Raw genomic sequence first — 14201 nt, 5'->3', positions numbered from 1 at the left:
ACATCAGGATGCGACAAGACTTTGTAATCATCGCAGCTTCTTATTGACCTTTCCTCGCGAAACAGATCAACTTCGCAACTCGTCGAGGGATCACCTGGAGCCCGATGATCTTGCGAGCCGGATTCGATCGTCTTCTCTTCGTTCCGCTCACGGCGGGCCTGCTGGCAGGCTGCGCGGTAGGCCCCGATTACAAGGCCCGGAGCGCGCCCGAACTGGGCGTGCCGGATCAGTGGTCCGTCACGGCGCCGCCGCAGGCCGAGGACCTGACCCGCTGGTGGCGCAATTTCGACGATCCGGTGCTGACCGGCCTCGTCGAACAGGCCGCCGCCGCCAATCTCGATCTCGAACAGGCCCTCGCGCGGCTGCGGCAGGCGCGGGAATCGCTCATCATCAGCCGGGCGGCGCTGTTTCCTTCGGTCAGCGGCTCGGGCAGCGTCAATCGCACCGAACCGCTGCGCGGCGGCGGGGCCACCCTGACCCAGCCCGACGGCACCGTCATCACCACCGGCGGGGGCGGGCGCACCAGCTTCTCGCTCGGTCTCGACGCCAGCTACCAGCTCGACCTGTTCGGCGGCAATCGCCGCGCGGTGGAAGCGAGCCGCGCGCAGTTCGAGGCTTCGGGCTTAGACTATGCGACGACCCTGCTCACCGTGGAGAGCGAAGTCGCGCGCAACTACATGCTGGCGCGCGCCTATCAGGCGCAGCTGGCCAATGCGCGGGCCAGCCTCGCCATTCAGGACGACAACCTCCAGATCGCCGGATGGCGGGTGATGGCGGGCCTCGTCTCCTCGGTGGACGAGGAACAGGCGCGGGCGAGCCGGGCGCAGACCGCCGCGGGCATTCCCCAGGTCGAGCAGCAGTACAATGCCGCCGTCTCGCGCATCGCGGTGCTGACCGGGCAGGCGCCGGGCGCAGTCAAGCCGGTGATGGCGGCAGCAGCGCCGATCCCCAAGGGTCCGGAGCAGGTCGGCTCGGGCATTCCTGCCAATGTCCTGCGCCAGCGGCCGGACGTGCGCGCGGCGGAGCGCCAGCTTGCCGCCACCACCGCGCAGATCGGCGTGGCCAAGGCGCAGCTTCTGCCCCAGCTCAACATCAGCGGCAGTCTCGACACCAATGCCGGCAATTTCGGCGGGCTGCTCGACACGATCACCGGCGGCCTGTTCGGCGGGATCAGTCAGGCGATCTTCAACGCCGGGCTGCTCAATGCGCAAGTCCGCTCCAGCCGCGCGGCGGCGGACGGCGCCTTCGCGGCCTACAAGTCCTCGGTGCTGACGGCGCTGGAAGACGTGGAGAACGCCGTCGTCGCCCTGCAATCGGCCGAGGAGCGGGAGCGGCAATTCGCCATCGCGCTCGACGCCTCGAACAATTCGGCGCTGCTGGCGCGGGCGCAGTACCGCTCGGGGCTGACCGACTTCACCACGCTCAACACGCAGGAATCCGCGCTGATCTCGGCGCGCAACGGATTGGTACAGGCGCACTCCGACCGCGCCACCGCGCTGATCGCGCTCTACGACGCGCTCGGCGGCGGCTGGGACCCGTCTTCCGACTATACCGTGCTGGCAACCGAGCCCCAGGGAAGTAACTGAGATGGCCGACGCGAAACTCGACGAATTCCTGGGCGCGGACAAGCGGCCGATCTGGCAGCGCAAATGGGTGTTCTGGACCGGCCTTGCGTTGCTGGTGCTGCTCTCGCTGCTGCTGGTGCGCTGCTTCGGCGGTGCGGAAAAGCAGGGTTATGCGACGACCAAGGCGGAGCGCGGCCAACTCGTCACCAGCGTTTCGGCCACCGGCAAGCTGGCGCCGACCACCCAGGTGACGGTCGGCTCGCAGCTTTCCGGTCTGGTGGTGAAAGTCCTCGTCGACGTGAATGACGAAGTGAAGGCCGGACAGGTCCTCGCCGAGATCGATCCCGAGCAGATCGAGGACCAGATCCGGCAGGGACAGGCGCAGCTTGCCGCCAACCGCGCGCAAGTGGAGCAGGCGCGGGCGACGCTAGCGGAATCGCAGGCGCAACTGGCGCGGCTGGAGGAAGTCGCGCGGCTGTCGGGCGGCAAAGTGCCGTCGAAGACCGAGCTTCAGGCAGGCCGCGCCGACATGCAGCGCGCCGCCGCCGCGCTCAAGACCTCGCAGGCCAATGTGCTCGCCGCCGAAGCCTCGCTGGCGCAGAACCAGACGCAGCGGGCGCGGGCGCGGATCATCTCGCCGGTTTCGGGCGTGGTGCTGGCGCGTCAGGTCGATCCCGGCCAGACCGTGGCCTCCTCGTTCAACACGCCGACGCTCTTCGTGATCGCCGAGGACCTCAGCAAGATGAAGCTGGAAGTGGCGATCGACGAGGCCGATGTCGGCACCGTGAAGGAAGGCCAGAGCGCGAAGTTCACCGTGGACGCCTTCCCCGGCCAGACCTTCCCGGCGAAGATTACCCGCGTCGAGATCGCGTCGAACCTCACCGCCTCTTCGGCCAGCTCGTCCAGTTCCTCGACCAGCACGACCAGCACCAGCGGGCAGGTGGTGTCCTATGCGGCCGATCTCTCGGTGGCGAATGCCGACCTGAAACTGCGGCCCGGCATGACCGCCACCGCCGATATCGTCACCTCGGACAAGCAGAACCTGCTGCTGATCCCCAATGCCGCGCTGTCCTTCACCCCGCAGACGAGCGCGAAGAAGAAGAGCGGCGGCGTGACCGAGGCAATCAGCTTCCGCCCGCCCCGCCGCGGCCAGCGCGCCGCCAAGAGCGCCACTCTGGATCGCGGCACCCGCCAGACCATCTACGTACTCGGCGCCGACGGCACGCCGCAGCCGATCGAGATCGTCACCGGCAGCACCAACGGCCAGCAGACCGAAGTGGTCTCGGGCGACCTCAAGCCCGGAATGCAGGTCGTGACCGGCCAGCTCGCCGCTTCGGGAAGCTGAGGCGACCGGCATGAGCGCCCCCGATCCGATCATCTCGCTGCGCGGCATCACCAAGGTCTTCGGCAGCGGCGAGACCGCTTTCCGGGCGCTGAAAGGCGTCGATCTCGATATCGTGGCGGGCGATTTCGTGGCGGTGATGGGGCCATCGGGTTCGGGCAAGTCGACGATGATGAACATCCTCGGCTGCCTCGATGTCTCGACTTCCGGGCAGTTCCTGTTCCATGGCCATCACGTCGAGAACCTCGACCGCGACCAGCGCGCGCTGCTGCGGCGCAAGTACCTCGGCTTCGTGTTCCAGGGCTTCAACCTGCTGGCGCGCACGTCCGCGCTGGAGAATGTCGAACTGCCGCTGCTCTACCGGGGCGATGCCAAGCAGGACCGCCGCAAGGAAGCGATGGCGGCGCTCGACAAGGTGGGCCTTGCCGACTGGGCCGGGCACACGCCGGGCGAGCTTTCCGGCGGCCAGCAGCAGCGCGTGGCGATCGCCCGCGCCATCGTCACCCAGCCCGAGGTTCTGCTGGCCGACGAGCCGACCGGCAACCTCGACAGCCAGCGCTCGGTGGAGATCATGGAGTTCCTCGCCGCGCTCAACCGCGATTCCGGGATCACCGTGCTGATGGTCACGCACGAGCCGGACATGGCCGAATATGCGCGGCGGATCGTCCATTTCAAGGACGGGCTGATCGACCGGATCGATCAGGGCAACGGCACCCATGCCGGAGTGACCGGCTGATGCTGGGCACGATCTTCCTCCTCGCGCTGCGCTCGATCCGCCGCCATGTCCTGCGCTCGCTCCTGACGATGCTGGGCATCGTCATCGGCGTCGGCGCGGTGGTCTCGATGGTGACGCTGGGCAAGGCGACGACGGCGGCGGTGACGCAGCAGATCGCCGCGCTCGGCACCAATATCCTTCAGGTCCGCCCCGGACAGGGCTTCGGTCGCGGCGGCGGCGGACCGGCGCCCAAGGATTTCGATCCCGCCGATATCGTTGCGATCAGCCAGCAGGTGGGCGGCGTCACTGCGGTCGCGCCGCAAGTCTCCTACAGCGGGCGGGCGATCTACGAAGGCGCCAACTGGTCGACGACGATCAACGGCACCACGTCTGCCTATTTCAAGATCCAGCCCTGGCCGCTCCAGTCGGGCCGCCTGTTCAATCCGGAGGAGGAAGCGGCGGGCAAGTCGGTCTGCATCGTCGGCTCGACCGTCAGCAGCAACCTGTTCCGCGGCGTCGATCCGATCGGCAAGCGCTTCCGCATCGGCGATGTCAGCTGCGACGTGATCGGCCTGCTCACCACCAAGGGGCAGGCGGGCTTCGGCGGCGATCAGGACGATATCGTCATCATGCCGCTCAAGACGGTGCAGCGGCGCTTCCTTGGTTCGACCTCGATCCGCACGATCCTGGTCGGGGTGAACGGCGACTATTCGAGCGAGCAGGTCCAGCAGAGCCTCACCCGGTTGCTGCGCGAGCGGAGGCACATCACCGAGGGCAAGGACGACGATTTCAACATCTTCGACACCAAGCAGATTTCCGATACCCTGACCCAGACCACGACGATGCTGACCCGGATCGTCGCCGCCGTGGCCGCGATCAGCCTCGTCGTCGGCGGGATCGGCATCATGAACATCATGCTGGTCTCGGTGACGGAGCGCACGCGGGAGATCGGCATCCGCCTCGCCATCGGCGCCGTCGCCAACGAAGTGCTGATGCAGTTTCTGGTCGAGGCGGTGGTGCTGTCCTGCCTCGGCGGGCTGATCGGCCTCTTGCTGGCGCAACTGGTGGTCGGGGTGGCGACGCCGCTGATGGACCTGCCGTGGATATTCGACCCGGTGGTCAACCTCGGCGCCTTTGCGGTCTCGGCGGCGATCGGGGTGATTTTCGGCTACTTCCCGGCGCGCCGCGCGGCGAGCCTCAATCCGATCGACGCCCTTCGGCACGAATGAGGAGAATTCCATGCGCGGTCTGATCGTAGGCATGGCGAACGACCAGTCGCTCGCCTTCGGCTGCGCCGAGGCCTTGCGCGCGGAAGGCGCGGAACTGGCGATCACTTATCAGAGCGAGAAGGCGCGGCCCCATGTCGAGCCGCTGGCAGAGGCGCTCGGCGCGGCGATCTTCCAGCCGCTGGACGTGACCGCGCCCGCGCAGATGGAAGCGCTTTTCGCGGAGATCGCCGCGCGCTGGGGCAGTCTCGACTTCCTGCTCCATTCGGTCGCCTTCGCGCCCAAGCAGGACCTGCAGGGCCGGGTGGTGGACAGTTCGGTGGAGGGCTTCACCAAGGCGATGGACGTGTCGTGCCACTCGCTGATCCGCCTCGCGCGCTTTGCCGAGCCGTTGATGGCGGGCGGCGGTTCGATCCTGACGATGAGTTTCTACGGTTCGGAGAAAGTCGTGCCGGGCTACGGGCTGATGGGGCCGGTCAAGGCGGCGCTGGAGGCCAGCGTGCGCTATCTTGCCGACGAACTCGGGCCGAGCGCGATCCGCGTCAATGCGCTCTCGACCGGGCCGGTCCGCACCCGCGCCGCCTCGGGCCTCTCGCATCTCGACGAACTGATGCGGCTGGCGGCGGACAAGGCGCCGCTCCACCAGCTCGTGACCATCGAGCAGATCGGCCACATGGGCGCCTTCCTGCTGGGACCAAAATCGCGCTTCGTCACCGGGCAGACGATCTACGTCGATAGCGGCTACAACAGCGTCGGGGGATGAGCCGTCCGGCGCTTCTCACACTCCATCACCACCCCGTCATCCCCGCGAAGGCGGGGATCCCGCTTGTTCCTTGCGCAAGACGCGACCTCGCAAAAGAAGCGGGGCCCCCGCCTTCGCGGGGGCGACGGGATGGTTCGCGGGCGTAACGGGGTTGGTTGTGCCTATGACTTTGCGGATCGCGACGCGTTTCGTATGAAATCGTAGAAATTCGGATGTATCGGTTGACGTTCTTGGAAGACAGGCGCAGCCTCCCCGCAGAATTGTTCAGGTAAAGACCAAATCTCCGTCCTCTTCGCGGGACTTTCATCGGGAGAACGTCATGGGCTGGATTATTGCATTGATCGTGGGCGGCATTGCCGGTTGGCTGGCCAGTCTGGTGATGAACCGCGATGCCTCGATGGGCATCCTGTGGAATATCGTCGTCGGCTGCGTCGGTTCGGTGATCGGCAATCTGATCGCGAACCAGTTCGGCATTGCCGGATCGGTCAAGGAATTCTCGATCGTCGGCCTGATCGTGGCCTTCATCGGCGCGGTCGTGCTGCTGGGCATCGTCAATCTCATCCAGCGCGGGCGTGTGCGCTGAACTGATATACAGGGGCTACAATACAGGAAATGCAATGCGGGGATTGAACCGGGCGGCGCTGCTGGCGTCGTCACTCGGGCTTCTTGCGCTCTGGTCGCCGCCGGCCTCGGCGCAAGGGGCGAAGGCCAGCTCGCCGCCGGAATTCGCGCGGCGGATCGAGCATCTGAAGCCCGGCGAATGGGTCTGGGCGCCGGGCGTCTCGCCGAGCGGGCCGGTGGTGATCTACGTCGATCTCTCGCGCCAGATCGGCATCGTCTATCGCAACGGCGTGCGTATCGCCGCGACCACGGTGTCGAGCGGCAAGTCCGGCCACGCCACCCCGACCGGCGTGTTCACGATCCTCCAGAAGGACGCCAAGCACCGGTCGAGCACCTACAACAACGCGCCGATGCCCTATCAGCAGCGCCTGACCTGGGACGGCGTGGCGCTCCACGCGGGCGGACTGCCCGGCTATCCCGAAAGCCACGGCTGCGTCCACCTGCCTTACGGTTTCGCGAAGGAGCTGTTCGCGATCACCAAGCTGGGCGTGACGGTAGTAGTGGCGGGCGACGCGGAAGGCCATGTCCGCACCAGCGACAACAGCCTGCTGGCGCCGTTCGACGGGCAGGGCAAGCCGGTGGACCGCACCCCGCTGGCGGGCGGTGAGCAATATCGCTGGCGCCCGCAGCTCGCGCCGAGCGGGCCGCTCTCGATCATCGTCTCCAAGCTCGACCAGCGCGTCGTGGTGCTGCGCGGCGGGGTGGAGATCGGCCGCAGCGTGGCCGAAGTGAACGACGACGATCCCGGCTCCCATGTCATCACCATGGCCTTGCGCGAGGGCAGGCCGCGCTGGATCTATATCGGCCTGCCCGGTCACGCCGAGGACGAGGGGCGCGAAGTGGACGAGGCGGTGATCAACCGCCTGCGCCTGCCGCGCCCGTTCTACGAGAAGGTCAAGGCGGTGCTGACGCCCGGCACGACCATCCTCGTCACCAACTCGCGCGTGGGGGAGGGGCCGCTGGAGCACCTGACGGTGATCGATGCGGTGAAGCCGCTCCCGTGAAACCGGGTACCGCCTCCTGCGATGATACTTCGGAAAATGTCCTGATTACTGGAGAACTTCCTTGAAAGTTGCGGTCTTCAGCACGCGTCCTTACGACCGTGAATTCCTCGATCACGCCAACGAGCAGTCCGCCGCCGGGCATGCGCTGTTCTATCTGGAGCCTCGGCTCAATGCTCACACGGCCCATCTCGCAGCGGGTCACGAGGGCGTTTGCGCTTTCGTGAATGACCAGCTCGGGCGCGCGGAACTGGAAATCCTCGCCGCGAACGGCACCCGCCTGATTGTGCTGCGCAGTGCCGGGTTCAACAATGTGGACCTCGCCGCCGCGCGCGAGCTGGGCTTTCAGATCGGCCGCGTTCCGGCCTATTCGCCCGACGCCATCGCCGAGCATGCCGTCGCGCTGATCCTCTCGCTCAACCGCAAGATCCACAAGGCCTATGCCCGCGTGCGGGAAGGCAACTTCGCATTGGAGGGCCTGCTCGGCTTCGATCTCAAGGGCAAGGTCGCAGGCGTGATCGGCACCGGCAAGATTGGCATCAACGTCGCGCGCATCCTCAAGGGCTTCGGCTGCGAGGTCCTGGCGAGCGATCCGTTCGAGAGCGGGGAACTCACCGCGCTAGGCGGGCGCTATGTGGCCGTCGACGAACTGCTCGCCCGCTGCGACGTGATCAGCCTGCATTGCCCGCTCACGCCCGAGACCCATCACCTGATCGGCCGCGAGGCCATCGCGAAGATGAAGCCCGGCGTCATGCTCATCAATACCAGTCGCGGCGCGGTGATGGATGCCCGCGCGGTGATCGCCGGGCTGAAGAGCGGCAAAGTCGGCTATGTCGGGCTGGACGTCTACGAGGAAGAGGAAGACCTGTTCTTCGAGAACCTGTCCGATCAGGTAATCCGCGACGATGTCTTCGTGCGCCTGATGACGTTTCCGAACGTGCTCATCACCGGCCATCAGGGCTTCTTCACCCGCGAGGCGATGACCGCCATTGCCGGGACGACCATCGACAACATCAGCGCTTTCGAGCGCGCCGGCGCGCCGCTCCATCCCGTGCCCACGGAGCGCAAGGCCTAGGGCGCAGGATGCCCGCTCCGCTTCTCGCACTCGTGCCGATCCTGGCGCTGGTCCTGCTGATGACGGGGCTGCGCTGGTCGGCAGCGGCGGCAGGGACGGTGGCAGCGGTGGTCGCCGCGATCGTCGCGGTGGCGGCGTTCCAGTTCGGCGACGCGCCTGCCGATCTGGCCGGGCCGGTGCTGGAGGCGGGGTTCACGGCGGCGACGATCCTGTGGATCGTGTTCCCGGCGCTCTCGATCCACGAATACCAGGTGCGCACCGGCGGCACGCGGGTGATCGGCGAGTGGCTTTCGTCGATCTCTTCCGACCCGGCGGCAACGGCGCTGCTGGTCGGCTATTTCTTCGCGATGTTCCTGGAGGGCGCCTCGGGTTTCGGGACGCCGGTGGCGATCGTCGGGCCGATGCTCGTTGCGCTCGGCGTTGCGCCGGAGCGGGCGCTGCTGGTGGCGCTCATGGGCCATGTCGTGGGCGTCTCGTTCGGCGCGGTCGGTGCGCCGATGGTGCCGCTGCTGGAGGCGGCGCCGGTGGACGAGCGGCGGCTCTCGCTGGCGATCCTCTTGCTCCATGCCTGCCTCGGCTGGACCCTCGCGCTGATCGTCGTGAAGCTGGGCAGCGCCAGGATGCGGCGCGACGGCACGGCAGCGTGGCAGGTGGCGATCATGGCGGCGGCGTGCTTCTTCCCTTGCGCGGCGCTGATCGCGGGACTGGCCGGGCCGGAACTGCCGACGCTCGGTGGGGCGCTGCTGGGCGGGGCGCTGTTCATAGTCTGGCTGCGGCGTGGCGCGCCGCCTGCCGGGGCCGAGGACGCGCCTGCGACGCGGGAACTGGTGCGGGCCGGGCTGCCCTACATGGTGCTCGTGCTGCTGATCCTCGCCAGCCGCCTGATCGAGCCGCTGCGCGCCCTGCTGCGCGAGCATCCCATCGCCTGGAGCTATCGCCATGCTTTCGGCGACCAGATGTTGCCGCTCTACCATCCCGGCACGATGCTGTTGCTGGCCTTCCTGCTGACCGCCGTGGCCAACCGTTCGCGGCCGAGGCTGGTCGCGGCTTCGATGGTGGCGGCGGCAAGGCGGTTGCCGCAAGTGGCCATCGCGCTCGTCTCGGTGCTGACCCTGGCGCGCTTCATGGTGCACGGCGGCCTGATCGATGCGCTGGCGGTGGGGGCGACCGGCCTGTTCGGGCAGGCCTGGCCGCTGGCGGTGCCGCTGGTCGGGGCGCTGGGCTCGTTCGTGACCGGCTCGGGCACGGCCTCGAACATCATCTTCGCGAATTTCCAGGTCGCTGCCGCCGATGCGGTGACTCTGCCGCACTGGCTGGCGCTCGCCGGGCAAAGCCTCGGCTCGGGCATCGGCAATATCATGGCGCCGCACAATATCGTCGCCGGTTCGGCCACGGTCGGACTGGTCGGGCGCGAGGGCAAGGCGCTGGCCCGCACCGCGCCGGTCTGCCTCGCCTATGCGCTGGCAGGTGGGGTGCTGGTGCTGCTGGTCTGGTGGAGCCTCGGCCGGATGAGATAGGCCGAGTATATCCCCGAATTCGTCGGGAAATTTCAGGCCTGTTGCAAAGGCTTGGCATCATGCTGCAATGTTCGTTTCTGTTCATATCTTGGTTAATTCAAGAAACGATCGAATCTATAGATGTGATGGTGCGCGAATATTTGTCTTGCACGTGTAATAATTCCGGGAGATAGCGGGGGCGAACGGAGTGTATCGCTCCAGCCATCAGGCGGGGCTTCGGCTCCGTCCCGGAGGTGCAACGGCAGGCCTCGCCTGTCGGGCCAACTTCCGCCTCCTGTCAACTACCACCGAGCGCGACAGGAGGCGGAAAAACGGCGCATCCCGGCAGCTTCTTTCATCAGTTTCCCCCCGGTCGATGATCGGAATTTCGCGTGACGGCAGCGCGCGCTCGCGCTTTGATCCCGGCGCCATATCTGGCAAGCTGCGCGCCGTTGGAGACGATGACCGGACATTTCAGAACCACCCGGAAACAGGGTGGGCGGTACCGACCGGAAGGAGAACGACATGGACGCCAAGACCTCTAGCGGGAACATGGGCGGCTGCCCGATGCACGGCACGCCGATACGATCGCTCCTGGGCCGAACCAATCGCGACTGGTGGCCGAACCAGCTTTCCCTCGACATCCTGCCCCAGAGCGGCGCCAGCCCGCTCGGCGAGGGTTTCGACTATGCGCAGGCCTTCCAGTCGCTAGACTATGCGGCGGTGAAGGCCGATCTCACCGCGCTGATGACTGACAGCCAGCCCTGGTGGCCGGCCGACTACGGCCATTACGGCCCGTTCTTCATCCGCATGGCCTGGCATAGCGCCGGCACCTACCGCACCGGCGACGGGCGCGGCGGGGCGTCCTCGGGCAACCAGCGGTTCGCTCCGCTCAATTCCTGGCCGGACAATGCCAATCTCGACAAGGCGCGCCGCCTGCTCTGGCCGATCAAGCAGAAGTACGGCGCCAGGCTCTCCTGGGCCGACCTGCTGATCCTGACCGGCAATGTCGCCATCGAGTCCATGGGCGGGCCGACATTCGGCTTCGGCGGCGGGCGCGAGGACATTTTCGAGCCGGAGAAGGACGTCTACTGGGGCACCGAGGAGCAATGGGTGGGGCAGGGCGCCGAAACCCGCATCCAGCCGGAGCGGGAGATGGCGCTCGAAAACCCGCTGGCGGCGATCCAGATGGGCCTCATCTACGTCAATCCCGAAGGCCCCGGCGGCGAGCCCGACCCCATTGGCTCGGCCCGCGACATCCGCGAGACGTTCCTGCGCATGGGCATGAACGACGAGGAGACCGCCGCGCTCACGGCGGGCGGCCATACCTTCGGCAAGTGCCACGGTGCGGGCGATGCAGCCAAGATCGGCGCCGAACCGGAAGGCGCGGACATCGCCCAGCAGGGCCTCGGCTGGCAGAGCGGCCATGAAAGCGGCTTCGGCGATCACACGATCACCTCGGGCCTCGAAGGCGCCTGGACGCCGACGCCGACCAGGTGGGACATGAGCTACCTGCACATGCTGCTCGACTACGAATACGAGCTGGTCCGCAGCCCGGCAGGGGCGCAGCAGTGGCAGCCGGTGAACCAGAAGCCGGAAGACCTCGCCCCCGGCGCGCATAGCCCCGAACGCCGCCTGCCGACGATGATGACCACCGCCGACATGGCCTTCAAGGTCGATCCCGAATATCGCCGGATTCTGGAGAAGTTCCGCGCCGATCCCGCCTATTTCGGCGATGCTTTCGCGCGGGCCTGGTTCAAGCTCTGCCACCGCGACATGGGGCCGAAGGCGCGTTACCTCGGGCCGGAAGTTCCGGCGGAGGACCTGCTCTGGCAGGACCCGATCCCGGCGGCGGACGGCCCCGTCATTACCGGCGAGGACGTGGCCGCGCTCAAGCGGGACATTCTCGCCTCGGGCCTCACGGTCGCGGAACTGGTTTCCACCGCCTGGGCTTCGGCCTCGACTTATCGCGGTTCGGACCATCGCGGCGGCGCCAACGGCGGGCGCATCCGTTTCGCCCCGCAGAAGGACTGGGAGGTGAACGAGCCTGAGAAGCTGGCGAAAGTCCTCGGCGTTTATGAGAGGATCAAGGCCGGGTTCGACGGCGGCGCTTCGGGCCGCAAGGTCTCGATCGCGGACCTCATCGTGCTCGGCGGCAGCGTGGGGATCGAGAAGGCGGCGGCCGATGCGGGAACCCCGCTCGACGTCGCGTTCGTGCCCGGTCGCACCGATGCCTCGCAGGAGCAGACCGATGTGGACGGCTTCGCAGTGCTCGAACCGCGCGTGGACGGTTTCCGCAATTACCTCCAGGTCGCGTTCACGGTGCCGACCGAGGAACTGCTGATCGACCGCGCGCAATTGCTCGGCCTCGGCGCGGCGGAAATGACGGCGCTGGTCGGCGGGCTGCGCGTGCTCGGCGCCAATCACGGCGGCAGGACCGAAGGCGTGTTCACCGACCGGCCGGGGCAGCTCACCAACGACTTCTTCGTCAACCTGCTCGACATGGGCACGGCGTGGAAGCAGGTGCACGACGAGGCGGACGAGACGTTCACCGGCACCGACCGTGCGTCGAACCAGCCGAGATGGACGGCGACGCGGACGGACCTCGTGTTCGGCTCCAACTCGCAACTCCGCGCGCTCAGCGAGGTCTATGCGGAGTCGGACGCCGGGCCGCGATTCCTCAAGGACTTCGTGACCGCCTGGTGCAAGGTGATGAACGCGGATCGCTTCGATTTGAGGTGAATTTGCGTGCTCCGCCGCAACTTTCGCGAAGCATATAAAGATATCTTTATATTTGCGTCGCGAATGCTGACGGGGTAGGGACGATGCATTGGGGGACGCCGGGCCTAGGCGCGGTGTCCCCATGCAACGTCCAACGTACCAGGAGCTTCCCGTGGCCACTGCCCAGATCGCCCACGACTACGCCATTACCGATATCTCGCTCGCCGATTTCGGCCGTACCGAGATCGCCATCGCCGAAACCGAAATGCCGGGCCTGATGGCGCTGCGCGAGGAATTCGGCGCGTCGCAGCCGCTCAAGGGCGCGCGCATCACCGGCTCGCTGCACATGACGATCCAGACCGCCGTGCTGATCGAGACGCTGGTCGCACTCGGCGCCGAAGTGCGCTGGGCCACCTGCAACATCTTCTCGACCCAGGACCACGCCGCCGCCGCCATCGCCGCTGCCGGTATCCCGGTCTACGCGATCAAGGGTGAATCGCTGGCCGACTACTGGGACTACGTCGGCAAGATCTTCGACTGGTCGACCGAGGAAAACCCCGACCTCACCGCCAACCTGATCCTCGACGACGGCGGCGACGCCACCATGTTCGCGCTCTGGGGCGCGCGCGTCGAAGCCGGTGAGCCGCTGTTCGAACCCACCAATGCCGAGGAAATCGAGTTCGTCCGCGCGCTCAACGCCTTCCTCAAGGCCAAGCCGGGCTACCTCTCGCGCTCGGTCAATGCGATCAAGGGCGTTTCGGAAGAGACCACCACCGGCGTCCACCGTCTCTACCACCTCGCCAAGGACGGCAAGCTGCCGTTCCCCGCGATCAACGTGAACGATTCGGTCACCAAGTCGAAGTTCGACAACCTCTACGGCTGCAAGGAATCGCTGGTCGACGCGATCCGCCGCGCCACCGACGTGATGCTGGCCGGCAAGGTCGCCTGCGTTGCCGGTTTCGGCGACGTCGGCAAGGGTTCGGCCGCTTCGCTGCGCAACGGCGGCGCCCGCGTGATGGTCACCGAGATCGACCCGATCTGCGCCCTTCAGGCCGCCATGGAAGGCTATGAAGTCGTCACCATGGAAGACGCCGTGAAGCGCTGCGACATCTTCGTCACCGCCACCGGCAACGAAGCCGTCATCACCGGCGAGCACATGGAAGCCATGCGCGACAAGGCGATCGTCTGCAACATTGGCCACTTCGACAGCGAGATCCAGATCTCGGCGCTCGACAACTACGAGTGGAAGGAAGTGAAGGCCGGGACCGACCTCGTGACCTTCCCGGACGGCAAGCAGATCATCGTCCTCGCCAAGGGCCGCCTGGTGAACCTCGGCTGCGCCACCGGCCACCCGAGCTTCGTGATGTCGTCGAGCTTCACCAACCAGACGCTCGCGCAGATCGAACTCTTCACCAAGAACGATGACTACGAGAATCGCGTCTACGTGCTGCCCAAGCACCTCGACGAAAAGGTCGCCGCGCTGCACCTCGAAAAGCTGGGCGTGAAGCTCACCAAGCTGTCGAAGAAGCAGGCCGACTACATCGGCGTGCCGGAAGCCGGTCCGTTCAAGCCGGACCACTACCGCTACTGATCGGTAAGGCACTGATTGGCTAACGATGGGGAGAGTGCTGCAATCGTGGCGCTCTCCCCATTGTGTTTAGGGCTTCCGCACCTCA

11 protein-coding genes are annotated in these 14201 nt (G+C 66.7%); all 11 read left to right on the top strand.

The features are described 5' to 3' along the window. Nucleotides 1-104 precede the first annotated feature (104 nt). Nucleotides 105-1586, top strand: a complete 1482-nt coding sequence (locus tag ACZ1II_RS18660; RefSeq protein ID WP_465145095.1) for an efflux transporter outer membrane subunit — start codon at nucleotides 105-107, stop codon at nucleotides 1584-1586. A gap of 1 nt (nucleotide 1587) precedes the next feature. Next, nucleotides 1588-2910, top strand: a complete 1323-nt coding sequence (locus ACZ1II_RS18655) for an efflux RND transporter periplasmic adaptor subunit (RefSeq protein ID WP_465145094.1) — start codon at nucleotides 1588-1590, stop codon at nucleotides 2908-2910. A gap of 10 nt (nucleotides 2911-2920) precedes the next feature. Continuing rightward, the gene (locus ACZ1II_RS18650; RefSeq protein ID WP_465145093.1) at nucleotides 2921-3643 is read left to right on the top strand and encodes an ABC transporter ATP-binding protein; all 723 of its coding nucleotides are present in this window, start codon (nucleotides 2921-2923) and stop codon (nucleotides 3641-3643) included. After that, nucleotides 3643-4851: an ABC transporter permease gene (locus tag ACZ1II_RS18645; RefSeq protein WP_465145092.1), complete on the top strand. Its 1209-nt coding sequence runs from the start codon at nucleotides 3643-3645 to the stop codon at nucleotides 4849-4851. Before ACZ1II_RS18650 ends, ACZ1II_RS18645 begins: the two co-directional genes overlap by 1 nt. Before the next feature lie 10 nt (nucleotides 4852-4861). After that, nucleotides 4862-5611, top strand: a complete 750-nt coding sequence (gene fabI, locus ACZ1II_RS18640) for an enoyl-ACP reductase FabI (protein ID WP_465145091.1) — start codon at nucleotides 4862-4864, stop codon at nucleotides 5609-5611. Between the two features lie 319 nt (nucleotides 5612-5930). Continuing rightward, the gene (locus tag ACZ1II_RS18635) at nucleotides 5931-6194 is read left to right on the top strand and encodes a GlsB/YeaQ/YmgE family stress response membrane protein (protein WP_465145090.1); all 264 of its coding nucleotides are present in this window, start codon (nucleotides 5931-5933) and stop codon (nucleotides 6192-6194) included. A gap of 34 nt (nucleotides 6195-6228) precedes the next feature. Beyond that, entirely contained in the window at nucleotides 6229-7236 is a 1008-nt protein-coding gene (locus tag ACZ1II_RS18630; protein WP_465145089.1) for a L,D-transpeptidase, read from the top strand. A gap of 61 nt (nucleotides 7237-7297) precedes the next feature. After that, nucleotides 7298-8308 carry a 2-hydroxyacid dehydrogenase gene (locus ACZ1II_RS18625; protein ID WP_465145088.1) on the top strand — a complete coding sequence of 337 codons (1011 nt, stop codon included), beginning with the start codon at nucleotides 7298-7300 and terminating at the stop codon, nucleotides 8306-8308. Nucleotides 8309-8316: 8 nt separating this feature from the next. Beyond that, the gene (locus tag ACZ1II_RS18620) at nucleotides 8317-9825 is read left to right on the top strand and encodes an L-lactate permease (protein WP_465145087.1); all 1509 of its coding nucleotides are present in this window, start codon (nucleotides 8317-8319) and stop codon (nucleotides 9823-9825) included. Between the two features lie 504 nt (nucleotides 9826-10329). Next, the gene (katG, locus tag ACZ1II_RS18615) at nucleotides 10330-12546 is read left to right on the top strand and encodes a catalase/peroxidase HPI (protein ID WP_465145086.1); all 2217 of its coding nucleotides are present in this window, start codon (nucleotides 10330-10332) and stop codon (nucleotides 12544-12546) included. Between the two features lie 121 nt (nucleotides 12547-12667). Beyond that, complete coding sequence (gene ahcY, locus ACZ1II_RS18610; protein ID WP_465145085.1) at nucleotides 12668-14116, top strand: adenosylhomocysteinase; 1449 nt, start codon at nucleotides 12668-12670, stop codon at nucleotides 14114-14116. Nucleotides 14117-14201 lie beyond the last annotated feature (85 nt).

It is taken from the genome of Novosphingobium sp. BL-S-20 (genome assembly GCF_055521635.1).
Note: the sequence above shows the minus strand (reverse complement) of the source record. Positions and strands in the feature narration are given on the sequence as shown.